The organism is Streptomyces lanatus, from assembly GCF_014655715.1.
In the GTDB taxonomy this organism is placed as follows: domain Bacteria; phylum Actinomycetota; class Actinomycetes; order Streptomycetales; family Streptomycetaceae; genus Streptomyces; species Streptomyces lanatus.
Genome location: NZ_BNBM01000001.1, coordinates 227,581 through 241,153, shown reverse-complemented (window position 1 = coordinate 241,153; position 13,573 = coordinate 227,581). Strand labels below are relative to the sequence as shown.

The following is a 13,573-nucleotide window of genomic DNA, read 5'->3' as shown; positions in this document are numbered from 1 at the left end:
ATGCGCAACGAGGGACTGGGGTCATGGCCCGCACGCCGGGCCCGCAAGACACCCCACCGCACCGCCCTGATCCATGGCGGCACGGCCATCAGCTACGCCGAGCTGTACACACGCACCACCCGGCTCGCCCACGCGCTGCGCGCCCGGGGCCTCAGGCGCGGCGACCGTATCGCCTATCTCGGCCCCAACCACCCCTCCTTCCTGGAGACGCTGTTCGCGGCGGGCACCCTCGGCGCGGTTTTCGTGCCCCTCAACACCCGCTTGGCCGGACCCGAGATCGCGTACCAGCTCTCCGACTCCGGCGCCAAGATCGTCGTCTACGGCCCCTCACACACGGGGCTCGTCGCCGGGCTGCCCGGCAGCACCGACGTCCGGACGTACCTGGAGGTCGGCGCCGAGTACGAGGCGACACTCGCCGAGGCGCCGGACGAGCCCATCGACGAGCCGGTCGCCGCCGATGACACCTGCCTGATCCTGTACACCTCCGGCACGACGGGCCGCCCCAAGGGCGCGATGCTCTCGCATGCCAACGCGACCTGGAACGCGGTCAACTTCCTCATCGACAAGGACCTCCACGCCGACGAGCGGGCCCTGGTCTCCGCGCCGCTCTTCCACATCGCGGGCCTGACCGTGCTGACGCTGCCCGTGCTGCTGAAGGGGGGAACCTGCGTCCTGGTCGAGGCATTCGACCCGGGTGACACCCTCGACCTCGTGGCAAAGCACCGGATCACCTACATGTTCGGGGTGCCGGCGATGTTCGAGCAGCTCGCCCGCCATCCGCGCTGGCCGGAGGCGGACCTGTCCAGCCTGCGCATGCTCAGTTGCGGCGGCGCACCGGTGCCGACGCCGCTCATCGAGGCGTACCAGGCGCGCGGTCTGACGTTCCTTCAGGGCTACGGCATGACCGAGGCGCTCGGCGTGTGCTTCCTCGACGGGGAGCACTCCGTCAGCAAAGCGGGCTCGGCAGGCGTGCCGCACTTCTTCGCCGACGTACGGGTTCTGCGGCCCGACCTCACACCGGTCGACACCGGCGAGAACGGCGAGGTGGTGGTGCGCGGCCCGGCCGTGATGTCCGGCTACTGGGGACTGCCCGAGGAGACGGCCGCCGCCTTCGCCGACGGCTGGTTCCGCACCGGCGACGCGGCCCGCGTCGACGAGGACGGCTACGTCTTCATCGTCGACCGCATCAAGGACATGATCATCTCGGGCGGCGAGAACATCTACCCCGCCGAGATCGAGGACCTCCTCCTCGCCCACCCCGACATCGTCGAGTGCGCGGTCATCGGCGTCCCCGACGACAAGTGGGGCGAGGTGCCGCGCGCGGTCGTGGTCCCGCGCGAGGGCGCGGTCCTGGATCCCGCCGAGGTGCTCGCCTCCCTGGCCGGCCGGCTCGCCAAGTACAAGATCCCCAAATCGGTGGTCCTCGCGGACGAACTCCCGCGCACCGCCTCCGGAAAGCTCCTCAAGTCCCGTGTCCGTACCCGGTACGGCAAGAACCAAGGAACCACATGACCATCACAGTGAACGGCCTCGACGAACTGAAGAAGCTGGCCGGAAGCGACCTGGGCACCAGCGAGTGGATCGAGGTCACCCAGGAGCGCATCGACACCTTCGCCGACGCCACCGGCGACCACCAGTGGATCCACGTCGACCCGGAGAAGGCCGCCGAGGGCCCCTTCGGCGCTCCCATCGCCCACGGCTATCTCACGCTCTCCCTCTTCATCCCCCTGTTCACCGAACTGCTCGACGTCCAGGGCGTCACCACGAAGGTCAACTACGGCCTGAACAAGGTGCGTTTCCCCTCCCCGGTCAAGGTCGGCTCACGCATCCGCCTGGCCGGGAGGCTGGCGGAGGTCGAGGACGTGCCGGGCGGGGTGCAGATCACCGTCGACGGCACCATAGAGATCGACGGCGGCGGGAAGCCCGCCGCCGTCCTGCAGAGCCTGTCGCGGTTCTACGCCTGACCCCTCAGCCCTGCTTGTAGGAGTACACGGCGGTCGCCACCGCGCACACGCCGGGCGGAATCATCTCCGCCCGCAGGGTGCCGCTTCCGGCGTCGAAGTCGACGCCCTCCGTCTCGAACGTGCCCGTGCACACGCTGCGTTGGGGCAGGGCGAACAGGCTCTTCACCGTGCCGGTGACCGGCTGGCCGTCGACCTTGCGCGGCAGGTCGACCTGGAGGAGCGGGCGGATCTCGGGGAACAGCGTCCCCGTGGCGTCGTTCGAGGCGCACACCAGACGTGTGTCCGTCACGAAGTCGCAGCCCTGGATGTCGCGCACCGGCTTGTCCAGGGTGATCTGCCAGGCCTCCTTCAGGTCACCGCCGGTCTGCGGGGTGGACGGGTTGAGCAGGGGAGCGGGGAAGACCTGGAGTCTTCGCTGCTCCCCCCACTCGCCCGACACCAGCCACTGGCCGTCGGGCGAGACGGTGGCGAAGGAGTTGTTCAGCTTCTCGCCCGGGTTGAGCTGATGGACGTACTCGTAGCGCTTCCCGGACGGGGTCGTCACCGCGAACATCTTGGACGTGGCCGTGTCCGGGCCCTGGTAGGCGTCGAAGGTGTGGCCGCGGGCGATGTCGGGGTCACCGATGTGGTTCCAGCCCTTGAACCGCAGATCCAGCGGGATGCTCGCCAGGCCCCGGTACAGCAACGAGCCGTCCGCCCGGGTGGCGAGCCCCTGCCCGCCGCCCAGGGTGTCGGTGTGCGCCGTGCCGGACTCCACCCAGGCCGGGTCACCGGCCGCGGACGCGGTGCCCGCGCCCAGGGCGAGCGCGCTCAATAAGGCTGCTACGAGGGTCAGTTGACGCTTCATCAGTCAGGCACCTGCCACATCGACGAATACGGGATTCGAATAGAACCACGTATCCGCCCACGGGTCACCGTCCCCGGGCGCGTGCGGGATCGGCCCGTGCGGGTCGATCGAGGCACCGAGGTAACCGGCGCCGTTGCGATGGCCGTCGCTGCCGCGCAGCCGGACGTAGAAGGGCTTGTCCCCGGCGGTCAGCGGGATGCGCAGAGTGTAGGTGCCCTTGCGGCCGGACACGTCCTTCGTCGCCACGACCCTGGTGTCGGGCGCCTGCCAGACATCGCGGTCCGCCACCGGGCCGCGCACCGCGCCTCGGATGACATCCACGTGCGCCAACTCGGGCAGGACACCCTGCGAGTTGGGGCGGGAGGCCGTCGTCACCGTCACGTTCAGCGTGAGCTTCTCGCCCTTGCGGACCCGCAGCCGGCCGCCCAGCGTGACACCGCGGCCGTGGTCGCAGTCCCGCTTCAGGCGTACGTCGAGGCCGTCCAGCAGATGCCCGTGGTCCAGCCAGACCCGGCCCGCGCGCAGGCCCGCCATCACCGCGCGGTAGCCGTAGCGGGTCACACCGACGTGGGTGCGGCTGAACTGGCCCGGCCAGAAGTCGCTGCTCGGCTGCGGGGTGTCGGTGTTGACCGGGTCCGGGAGCTTGCCGGTGTTGTCGAAGATCTGGCCCGCCGGCCAGTCGCCGTTCTTCCAGGTGTCGAAGACGATGCGATGGGCGTCGGAGTTGGTGGTGATCGAGAACAGCCTGCCCTCGGCCAGCATCGAGTCCCACAGACCGCCGACCGTCGCCGTCGCCCAGTCGAAGCCGCCGTACGTCAGGAACGCCTCCGCCGGATAGCCCGGCCAGGACTGCGCCGACGGCTTGTTCTCGTACTCGCCGCGCATCGACGTCGCCCCGCGCCAGCCGGGGATCGCCGCGCCCTGGGCGCCGGGCGCGCCCTCCATGCCGATCATGATCTCGGGGGCCGCGTCCCGCCAGGCCCGCATCTCGTGCGGGGAGTCGATGCCGAGGCGCAGCGGGTGGTTGGCGAGGACGAGGACGTCGTCGACATAGCCCTTGCGGCGCTGCTCGGCCAGCCACTTGATGGCCTTGACGGCGTGGGCCTCGTTGCGGGCGGTGTCCGCGTCCGCCGGGCCGCCCTTGTCGTAGCCGAGGAGCTTGCCGTCGTAGGCGCTCTCGAACTGCGTGAGCAGGTCCACCTCGTGGCGGCCGGGCGCGGCGAAGACCGTGCAGTGCTCGGCGGCCGGGATGTACCACTCCAGGCCCTGGAAGATCAGCTGACGGGGGTTCTCGGCGCGGGCCCTGAGGATCTCCCGGTGCTCCAGGGCGGCGCCGTAATCGGCGTGCCCGAAGTTGGAGTGCTCGGTGAACACCATCCAGTCCAGGCCGTACCGGGCGCCCGCGGCGGCCAGCTGGGAGAACGTGTACTTGGCGTCGTGGCTGTAGACGGTGTGGATGTGATGGTCGCCGACGAGGTAGGCGAGGCGGGGGTCGTCGCCGCCGAGATGCCGGTCGTCGGCCGCGAGCGCCGGGGTCGCGGTGGTCCCGAGGGCGAACGCGGCACCGAAGAGGCCCGCGCTGCGCAGGAGTCCGCGCCGGGACACGCCCTGCGGATCGAGGTCGGCGGGGGAGACGGACGGGTCGGCCCAGGTGGGCAGTTGCTGCTCGGTCATGGTGATCCTCGAAAGGGCGTCAGTGGGTCATGAAGGACGTGACGGGCAGCGCCCGTTCGACGATCCGGACGTCGCCGAGGCGGCCGTACAGGATCTGGTCGATCTTGCCGCCGTACTCGTAGCCGCCGAGCAGCCAGGGCAGGCCGACCGTGGTGAGGCCGATCGCGGTGGCGTGCGGATTGCGGGCCACGGGGGAGCTCTGGGCGTACATCGTGGTGTGCCGTCCGTCATTGACGACGGCGACGTGCCACCACTCCTCGCGCGCGGTCTCGTCGCCCCAGTTGGTGGCGATGCCCTGCTGGTTGAGCGGCCGGACCGCCCACTGCGGGCCGGGCCCGTCGGACAGGGAGAGCGTGGCGAGGGGCTCGTCGGGGTCGCCCTCGGTCTTGCCGGCTGCGCCGCCCGTCCCGCTACGGCCGACCAGGCCCGCCCAGGCGTTGTGCGAGGCGTCCCAGTCGGCGGGCACCCGGTAGAACGCCTCGATGGTGTAACCGTCGCGGAAGGTGGCCCGGTTCAGCGGGGCGCCGTCGACCGTGCGCAGATACGCGCCCTTCAGCGGGGACTTGAAGCCGGTGAACTCCAGGCTGCCGTGACCGGGCTGGTCGGGGTGGTGGTCGGCCGACCAGCCGAGCGTGCCGCCGCCCACGGAGACCACGGTGAGGTCGTTGCCGTGGCCGGACAGGTCGCGGATCGTGCCCGAGGCGGGGGAGTCGAAGCGCCAGTAGGCGGCCGTGCCCCGGATCAGCATCTTCGACGCGGGGCGCGCCGGGCGGGCCGGCACCGGGGCGAAGCCGGAGAAGCGGTCCGCGAAGTCGATGTCGACGGAGAACCGGTCGGCGTCGCCGCTGAGCTCGATCTCCTGCCGCTCCAGCTCGTTGAGGCCCTTCGCGGCACGGCCGAGGATCCACGGGGAGACCGTCTCGACGTCGATGACGTTGCGGTCCAGGTCGAAGTGGTAGAGGCGGATCATCGCCGCGCCGCCGAAGTAGCGGTTCTGGTAGTTCGTCAGATGCAGATGGACGTCGTTGCCCGCCGCGTTCTTGCGGGTGGCCCGGCCCGCGGGCCAGTAGTGCCCGTTGAGGGTGAGGAAGATCTGGTCGTGGTCCTTGACCAGCTGGTCCCACAGCTGCTGCCCGTAGGACGACAACTCGTCGTCCCCGACGACCAGTTCATGGGTGGTGAGGACCACCGGCGTCTTCGGGTGCCGGGCGAGCACGTCCTTCGCCCAGGCGTACCCGTTCTCCGACAGCCGCCAGTCCAGCGCGAGCACCATCCACTCACGGCCCGCCGCCCGGAACAGGTGGTAGGTGTTGTACCCGTCCGAAGAGGCGCCCCCGAAGGTGGACTTGCCCTGGAAGCGGTCCGGGCCGAACGTGTCCAGATACGGCGTCGCACCGCGCTGGTCGTTCGTGGACGACTTCACGTCGTGGTTGCCGGCGAGGACGCTGTAGCCGACACCGCGCCGGTCGAGCAGCTCGAACGCCTTGCCGATCGCCGCGAACTCGTCCTTCGCCCCGTTCTCGGTGAGGTCGCCGAGGTGGGACAGGAAGACGATGTTGTCCTCCCGGCCGTGCTCCAGGAGATACCGCAGGGACGCCTCGATCGGCGCCGGGTTGATGCTCGGCCCATCGAAGAGGTACTGGGTGTCGGGCATCACGGCCAGCGTGAAGCGGCGGCTGTCGGCGTCCGGCCGCCAGTTGCCGGCGGGCGCGGCCTCGGCCACCGCCGGGACGGCGACCGAGGCCGTCGCGGCGGCACCGAGCAGCGCCGTGGCCCGCAGGAAACTGCGTCGTCCGGCGCCGGCCTGCGCGGCCTCGCCCGGGTCGTGGTCATGCGAAGTACACACGTGTGCTCCGTGAAGGGTGACGGGGAGGGGAGGCGTGGGGGGAGTTCAGAGAACGCGCAGGGTCCAGCTCCAGCGGTGGATGCCCGGCGCGACGAGATAGGAAGGGGAGGTGTCGGGCCCGCACGAGGCGGTACCGAGGCCGCGGTGCGCGGCGTCGAGGTGGACCACACAGCCGGGCCGCGGGACCAGCTCGTCGTGGTGGTCGGCGGCGGCGAGGTCCTCGGCCCGGTAGCGGGTCACGGAGACCTGGCGGGGCGTGTCCAGGGCGACCGAGAGCCCGGTGGCGTCGGGCGCCGACAGCGTGAACCGCCGTACGCCGTGCCGACCGCCGCTCTCCTGCGGGCGCAGATACGGGGTGAACAACTCATCGACCGGTACGGAGTGATGGCCGACCGGCGCGCCCGCGCTGCGGTCGGGATACGACTCCCACGGCCCCTGCCCGAACCACTCCAGCAGATCGAGCCCGGCGACCGTCTCGAAGACCGTGCCGACCCTCGCCACGTCGTCGAACGCCTCCGGCAGCTCGGCCTCCTCGTCGACGCGGACGCCGCCCTCGACGGGCGTCAGCACCTGCCGGTGCCGTACGACACCGGTCGTGCCCGCGTACTCGGCCTCCACGCTCACCCGGCCGGAGTCCTCGCGCACCGACACGACCTTGCGCACCAGCGCGTCGAGCCCCCAGCTCCGCCAGTGCCCGGCCATGCCGCCGAGCTCATCGTTGTCGGTGGGCGCCCGCCACAGCGAGAGCGTGGGCGCCACCGCCAGCAGCGGGTGGACGAGGAGACCCTCGCCGTCCACCTCGACCCGACGGTCCACCGGAGCGACCTGGACGGTGGCGGGCCCGCGCAGCCGTACCTGCGGCACACACACCTCGGTGCCACGCGGCGCCCACGGCAGGTCCTGCGCCGTCGTCACCCGCAGCGTCAGCCACGCCTCGCCGCCGTCCTCCGGCAGCGCGAATGGCAGCGGCACCGCCGCCGTCTCACCCGGGCACAGCTCGGGCAGCTCGGCCGGTGCGGTCAGGGTGCGGCCGTCCGCAAGGGACAGCTCCCATACGGCCGTCAGCCAGTCGAAGCCCCGGAAGTGCTGGTGGTTGGTCAGGACGATGCCCTCGTGCCGGTAGGCCTCGATGCGCACCGGGGCCGCGATCTCCCGGTGCTCGTACATCGCCGGCTTGGGCGTGCGGTCGGGAAACACCACGCCGTCCGCGATGAACGCGCCGTCGTGGATCGTCTCGCCGAAGTCACCGCCGTACGCCCAGCGGTACCCGGGCGCGGCGACACCGTTGTCGTAGAGTCCGGCGCCCCCACGCCCGACCGGTCTTCCGTCGCTCACGCGCTGAAGAATTCCGTGGTCCCAGAACTCCCAGATGAACCCGCCCTGAAGACCCGGGGTGGCCTCGATGGCGGCCCAGTGGTCGGCCAGCGTGCCGTTGCTGTTGCCCATGGCGTGCGAGTACTCGCACTGGATGAGCGGCCTGGTCTGCTCGCCGGAGAGCGCGTGCGCGACGCAGTCCTCGATGGGCGCGTACATGGGGCAGGCGATGTCGGAGGCGTCGTCCGTCGCCGCCCAGTCGAGCTTGGCCGCCCCCTCGTACTGGATCGGCCGCGTCGGGTCGTGCCGGCGCACCCAGCCGGCCGCCGCGTCATGGTTGGCACCGTAGTCGGACTCGTTGCCCAGCGACCAGATGATCACCGACGGATGGTTCTTGTCGCGGAGCACCATGCGGGAGACACGGTCCACGAAGGCGTTCAGATAGCGCGGGTCGTCGGCGATCTCGTGGGCGTGGTCGTGGGACTCGATGTCCGCCTCGTCCACCACGTAGAAGCCGAGCTCGTCGGCGAGGTCGTACAGCGCCGGGTCGCCCGGGTAGTGGGAGGTGCGGATCGCGTTGAAGCCGAAGCGCTTGAGCAGGACGAGGTCGGCGCGCAGGTCGTCGTACGACACCGTCCGCCCGGTCAGCGGGTGGAAGTCGTGCCGGTTGACGCCCCGGATGAACACCCGCTCCCCGTTCACCAGCAGATCCCGGCCGACGATCTCGACGTCCCGGAAGCCGACCCGGTGCCGGGAGGTGTCGGCGACCGTGCCGTCCGCGCGGTGCAGACGGACGGTGAGGTCGTACAACTCGGGCGTCTCCGCGTTCCAGGTACGGACCTCGGCGACGGTGGCAAGGAGCCGGGCCTCGCCGAGGAAGTCGGAGACCCGCTCGTCGTCCACGTTCGCCCGGTCGAACTCGGCGTCCTGCGCGAGCGGCTGCCCGTCCAGCTCGCCGGTGAGATACCACCCCTCGGGCAGCGCACCGCCCGCGTCCCGCACCCGGCAGTCCACGCGCAGATCGCCGCCGTACCCGGCCCGCACGGTCACGTCGGCGAGGTGCAGCGGGTCCGTCGCGTACAGCAGCACCGACCGTGTGATCCCGCCGTGCCACCACTGGTCCTGGTCCTCGATGTGCGAGGCGTCCGACCACTTCACCACGGTCAGCCGTACGGTGGCCCGCGCGCCGGCACGCACCAGTCCCGTCAGCTCGAACTCGGCCGCCAGGTGGGAGTCCTTGGAGATACCGACGGGCCGCCCGTCCACCTGCACCAGGAGCACGCTCTCGGCGGCCCCGACCTGGAGCACGATCCGGCGCCCGGCCCAGTCGGCGGGGACGTCCACCTCACGCTCGTACACCCCCGTCGGATTTGCCGGAGGGGAGTGCGGCGGGAACTCGGGGAACGGCATACGGACGTTGGTGTACTGCGGCAGGTCGTCCGTGCCCTGCATGGTCCAGACGCCGGGGACGTACGACGACGACCAGGCACCGCCGACCGGCGCGTCCGGAGTGGACAGCAGCTGGAAGCGCCAGTCGCCGTCGAGGGGGAGTGCTCCGGAGCGCCGGTCGACGGCGTTCATGGGCAGTCGCCCCCAGGAGGTCACCTCGGGTGTCTCCCAGGGGCGCAGAGCCAGCAGCGGGTTCATCCGCGTACGGCTCCCTTCGCGAGGTCGCCGATGATCTGGCGGGCGCCGATCGCGAAGACGATCAGCAGCGGGATGAGGGCGAGCAGGGCGCCGGTCATCACGATGCCGTAGTCGGTGGTGCCGTGGGTGCCGTTGAGCTGGGACAGCGCGACCTGGAGGGTCACATTGTCCGGGTTGGTGAGGGCGATCAGGGGCCAGGCGAAGTCGTTCCACTGGCCCATGAAGGTGAAGATGCCGAGGAAGGCGAGGCCGGGGCGGACCACGGGCAGCGCCACATGCCAGTACTGGCGCAGGAAGTTCGCGCCGTCGAGCTTGGAGGCGTCGAGCAGCTCGTCGTGGATGGCCGTCTTCATGTACTGGCGCATCCAGAAGATGCCGAAGGCGTTGGCCGCGGCCGGCACGATCAGCGCGGTCATCGAGCCGATCCAGCCGATCTTCGCCATGAGGACGAACTGCGGGATGACCGACAGCTGCGCCGGCACCATGAAGATGACCATGAGCAGCCCGAACAGCAGGTTCTTGCCCGGGAACTCGAACTTGGCGAAGACGAAGGCGGCCAAAGAGTCGAAGAGCAGGACCAGGAAGGTCACCGACACCGCGACCAGCAGCGAGTTCCACATCGACCCGAAGAAATCGACGGCGTCGAAGAGATTGCGGACGTTCTCCAGGAAGTGTGTGCCCGGCAGCAGTTTCGGCGGGTACGAGAAGATCTCCGTCGAGCTGTGCGTCGACATGATCACGGCCCAGTAGAACGGGAAGGCCGAGAGCAGCGTGCCGATGATCAGCGGCAGGTGCAGCGCGATCCCTCTGCGTCGGGACCCCTTGATGGAAGACATGATGGGCCCCTCCTACTCGCCCCGGCGCTGTACGAGGCGCCAGTTGATGATCGAGAAGAGCACGACGACCAGGAAGATGCCCCAGGCCACCGCGGCTCCGTACCCGAAGTCGTTGTTGTCGAAGGTCTGCTGGAAGAAGTAGAGGACCATCGTCTGGCCCGAGTGGCCCGGACCGCCCGCGAACGTCGAGTCGTTGGACGAGGTCTGGAGCAGGACCTGCGGTTCGGAGAAGCTCTGCAGGCCGGTGACCGTGGAGACGACGAGCACGAACAGCAGGGTGGGCCGCAGCAGCGGGAGCGTGATCCGGAAGAAGGTCTGGACCGGGCCGGCACCGTCCATGCGCGCCGCCTCGTACAGGTCGCTCGGGATGGTCTGGAGTCCGGCGAGGAAGATGATGGCGTTGTAGCCGGTCCACTGCCAGGTCATCAGCGCCGCGATGGTGACCTTGATGCCCCACGGTGTGTTCAGCCAGGCCACCTGGTCGAGGCCCACCGCGTTGAAGACGGCGTTCACCAGGCCGGAGTTGGTCGAGAAGATCGAGCCGAAGACGATGGCGATCGCGACGACCGAGGTGACGTTCGGCAGGAAGTACGCGACGCGGTACAGGCCCTTGAACCGGACCGCCGAGTTGAGCATCACGGCCGTGACCATCGCCAGGAAGATCATGGGGAAGGTGGCCAGCGCCCAGATGATGATCGTGTTGCCGATCGAGTTCCAGAAGTCGCTGTCGCTCAGCAGGTACTGGTACTGCGAGAGCCCGGCCCACTCCATCGAGCCGAGGCCGTCCCAGCGGTGGAGGGACAGATAGAGCGAGAAGCCGACCGGGAACAGGCCGAAGCCGAGGAAGATCAGGTAGAAGGGGGAGATCGCGGCGTAGAGGTGCCAGTACTTGCGCCAGCCCTTCTTGGGCTGTGTGGGCGAGGGCTGTGCCACCGCCGGCGGGGTCTGCTCCAGGACGGCCATCAGTAGCTCACCCCCAGGTGCTTCGCGATGCGACGGCACTTGCTCATGGCGTCACTCCAGGCCTTCTTGGGGTCCTTGCCGAGGACGCCGACGTTCTTGATCTCGTCCTTGATGGGCTGCCCGAGCGCGACGTCGAACGGGCTGTTGTAGGCGACGGCGATCTTCTGCGCGGCGGGCCCGAAGACATCGGTCGTGACCTGGCCGCCGAAGAACTCGTCCGGCTCCTGCATCTGCTTCAGGCCGTACGAGGCGGGCGTGGACGGGAAGAGGCCCGCGTCGACATAACCCTGTGCCTGGTTGGCCGCGTTGAGCATCCAGGTGATGATCTCGAAGGCCTGCTCGGGCTCCCGGCACGCCTTGGTGATCGACAGGAACGAGCCGCCGTTGTTGGCGGGCCGCACCGGCATGTCGGCGACCCGGTACCTGCCCTTGGCCTTCGGCACACCGTTCTTGATGTCGAAGGCCGCCCAGGACGCGCCCAGTTCGCTGGGCAGCTTGCCGTCCTGCTTGGCCGACAGCTGGTCCGGGGTGCCGCTGACGAGATCCGAGACGATCCCGCGCCGTTTGGCCTCCACGGCGAGCGCCCAGGCCCGGCGCACATGTTCCTGGTCGCCGATGAAGTGGCGGTCCTTGTCGACGTACCGCTTGGAACCCTGCTGCACGACGTTCTCGAAGACGGAGTTCACATCGGTGAGGAGCATGGTCCCCGGGATCCGCTTCCTGAGCTGTTCACCCGCGTCGAAGAACCGCTCCCAGGTGTTCAACTCCTTGGAGACGTCGGCCGGTTCGTAGGGAAGTCCCGCCCTGCGGAAGATCTCGTACTGGTAGTAGTGCGCGACCGGCCCGCAGTCGATCGGGAAGCCGACCATCGTGCCGTCGTCGGCGATGCCCTGGTCCCACTTCCAGGACAGGTACTGGTCCTTGTACTTCTCGGCTCCCAGCGTCCGCAGATCGATGAACTGGTCCGCGTTCGGCAGATAGGCGGCCATGTCCTCGCCCTTGAGCCCCGCGATGTCGGGGATGTGGGCCCGGCCGGTGATGGTGGTGATGAGCTTCGAGCGGTACTGGCCGCCGATCTGGATGGCGTCGAGGTCCACGGAGCTGTCGTAACGCGCCTTGGCGTTCTTGACGACCGTGTCGCTGAGACCGCCGCTCCAGTACCACAGGACCATGTTCCGGCCGGTCGAGCCGGTCGGAACGGCACAGCCGGACGCCAGGCCGCCGAGCGCCGTGGCGGCCGTACCGGCCAGGCCCGCGCGGAGCAGGCCTCTTCGTGAGAGCCGCACAGCTCCCACCGCCTTTCGGGTTTCTTCGGGACTTCGCATGAGGTGCGTGGGGGAAGACAGGGGGAGATCAGTTCTGCCGTGCGGGCGGGGTCACGGGGGCGTACGCGACGGGCGGCCCGGGATCGTCCGGGAGCCGGTCCGCCAGGAAGCCGTACGACCGCTTGAGGTCGGGGTCGGTCAGGGAGCGCCACCAGCGGTCGACGCCGTACCAGCCGGGCGCGGCCAGCGCACCGCCGTGCCGGCCGACCGAGAGACCGGCGGAGAGGACGGCGAACCGCAGCCGCTCCTCCAGGGGCCAGCCGCCCAGCGAGGCCGCCACGAAGCTCGCCCCGAAGACATCGCCGGCGCCCGTCGCGTCGAGGACGTCGACGGGCAGGGCCGGGACCTCCGCGTACTCGCCGGTGATCTGATCGACGGCCACGGCCCCGTCACCGCCGCGCGTCACCACGGCCACCGGCACCAGCTCGCTGAGCGTGCCGAGCGCCGCGACCGCGCTGTCGGTGCGGGTGTACGCCATGGCCTCGGTCTCATTGGGGAGGAAGGCATGGCACAGCCGGAGCTGGTCGAGGAGGTCCGTCGACCACTGCTGGGTGGGGTCCCAGCCGACGTCGGCGTAGATGTGGGTGCCGTCCGCCGCGGCCTTGGCGAGCCACTCGCGGGGCTCGGCCTCGATGTGCACGAGGGCGGTGCGCGCCTCGGGCGGGTCGCCCATCAGCACGTCCTGCGAGTACGGGGGCTCCTGGCCGTGGGTGACGAGAGCCCGGTCCTGGCCGTAGGCGAGGGAGACGGTGACGGGGGTGGGCCAGCCGTCCGCGGTGCGGGAGAGCGACAGGTCGATGTCCTCCTGGTCGCACAGGACGTCCCGGCAGTACTCGCCGTACAGGTCGTCCCCGAACACCGTGGCCAGCGAGGTGCGCAGGCCGAACCGGGACGCGGCCACCGCGAGGTTCGCGATGCCGCCCGGACCGCAGCCCATCCCGCCGGTCCAGATCTCCTCGCCCGGGGTCGGCGGCTTGCCGAGCCCCGTGAGGACCAGGTCGTAGAACAGCAGCCCGGTGAGGAGCACGTCGGGCCTGTCGTCGTCCACGCGCACACCCTCTCGTCAAAACTCGTCATTTTCGATGACCGGAATCGTGCGCCGCTCCGGGAGATTGGTCAATACCCGAGCAGAAATGAGCATGGCGATGATTGAAGAT

10 protein-coding genes are annotated in these 13,573 nt (G+C 69.9%); 2 read left to right on the top strand and 8 right to left on the bottom strand.

Annotated elements, in window-relative coordinates; genetic code table 11:
- A complete protein-coding gene (locus tag IE325_RS01085; protein ID WP_190067712.1) occupies window positions 1-1,512 on the top strand; it encodes an acyl-CoA synthetase in 1,512 nt (503 codons plus the stop codon).
- Window positions 1,509-1,964 (top strand): MaoC family dehydratase, encoded by a 456-nt coding sequence (locus tag IE325_RS01080; protein ID WP_190067711.1) that lies wholly within the window; start codon window positions 1,509-1,511, stop codon window positions 1,962-1,964. The genes IE325_RS01085 and IE325_RS01080 overlap by 4 nt, the downstream gene beginning before the upstream one ends.
- Before the next feature lie 4 nt (window positions 1,965-1,968).
- On the opposite strand, the gene IE325_RS01075 is transcribed toward IE325_RS01080, so the two are convergent.
- The 8 genes from IE325_RS01075 to IE325_RS01040 form a co-directional block, all read right to left on the bottom strand.
- On the bottom strand, window positions 1,969-2,811 hold the full coding sequence (locus IE325_RS01075) for a hypothetical protein (RefSeq protein WP_190067710.1): 843 nt from the start codon (window positions 2,809-2,811) through the stop codon (window positions 1,969-1,971).
- 3 nt (window positions 2,812-2,814) lie between these two features.
- On the bottom strand, window positions 2,815-4,485 hold the full coding sequence (locus tag IE325_RS01070) for a PHP domain-containing protein (RefSeq protein ID WP_190067709.1): 1,671 nt from the start codon (window positions 4,483-4,485) through the stop codon (window positions 2,815-2,817).
- Between the two features lie 19 nt (window positions 4,486-4,504).
- The gene (locus IE325_RS01065) at window positions 4,505-6,331 is read right to left on the bottom strand and encodes a LamG-like jellyroll fold domain-containing protein (RefSeq protein ID WP_190067708.1); all 1,827 of its coding nucleotides are present in this window, start codon (window positions 6,329-6,331) and stop codon (window positions 4,505-4,507) included.
- Window positions 6,332-6,376: 45 nt separating this feature from the next.
- Window positions 6,377-9,292 (bottom strand): glycoside hydrolase family 2 TIM barrel-domain containing protein, encoded by a 2,916-nt coding sequence (locus IE325_RS01060; RefSeq protein ID WP_190067707.1) that lies wholly within the window; start codon window positions 9,290-9,292, stop codon window positions 6,377-6,379.
- Window positions 9,289-10,128 (bottom strand): carbohydrate ABC transporter permease, encoded by an 840-nt coding sequence (locus tag IE325_RS01055; protein WP_190067706.1) that lies wholly within the window; start codon window positions 10,126-10,128, stop codon window positions 9,289-9,291. The genes IE325_RS01060 and IE325_RS01055 overlap by 4 nt, the downstream gene beginning before the upstream one ends.
- Before the next feature lie 12 nt (window positions 10,129-10,140).
- A complete protein-coding gene (locus IE325_RS01050; RefSeq protein WP_190067705.1) occupies window positions 10,141-11,091 on the bottom strand; it encodes a carbohydrate ABC transporter permease in 951 nt (316 codons plus the stop codon).
- Complete coding sequence (locus tag IE325_RS01045; protein WP_190067704.1) at window positions 11,091-12,377, bottom strand: ABC transporter substrate-binding protein; 1,287 nt, start codon at window positions 12,375-12,377, stop codon at window positions 11,091-11,093. The genes IE325_RS01050 and IE325_RS01045 overlap by 1 nt, the downstream gene beginning before the upstream one ends.
- Window positions 12,378-12,444: 67 nt before the next feature.
- Window positions 12,445-13,464 carry a carbohydrate kinase family protein gene (locus IE325_RS01040; RefSeq protein ID WP_190067703.1) on the bottom strand — a complete coding sequence of 340 codons (1,020 nt, stop codon included), beginning with the start codon at window positions 13,462-13,464 and terminating at the stop codon, window positions 12,445-12,447.
- Window positions 13,465-13,573: the final 109 nt, after the last annotated feature.

Bases quoted from the DNA above. Each gene is read 5' to 3' on its own strand.
- IE325_RS01085 (WP_190067712.1), top strand. From the start codon at position 1: ATGCGCAACGAGGGACTGGGGTCATGGCCCGCACGCCGGGCCCGCAAG.
- IE325_RS01060 (WP_190067707.1), bottom strand. From the start codon at position 9,292: ATGAACCCGCTGCTGGCTCTGCGCCCCTGGGAGACACCCGAGGTGACC.
- IE325_RS01050 (WP_190067705.1), bottom strand. From the start codon at position 11,091: ATGGCCGTCCTGGAGCAGACCCCGCCGGCGGTGGCACAGCCCTCGCCC.
- IE325_RS01075 (WP_190067710.1), bottom strand. From the start codon at position 2,811: ATGAAGCGTCAACTGACCCTCGTAGCAGCCTTATTGAGCGCGCTCGCC.
- IE325_RS01080 (WP_190067711.1), top strand. From the start codon at position 1,509: ATGACCATCACAGTGAACGGCCTCGACGAACTGAAGAAGCTGGCCGGA.
- IE325_RS01055 (WP_190067706.1), bottom strand. From the start codon at position 10,128: ATGTCTTCCATCAAGGGGTCCCGACGCAGAGGGATCGCGCTGCACCTG.
- IE325_RS01070 (WP_190067709.1), bottom strand. From the start codon at position 4,485: ATGACCGAGCAGCAACTGCCCACCTGGGCCGACCCGTCCGTCTCCCCC.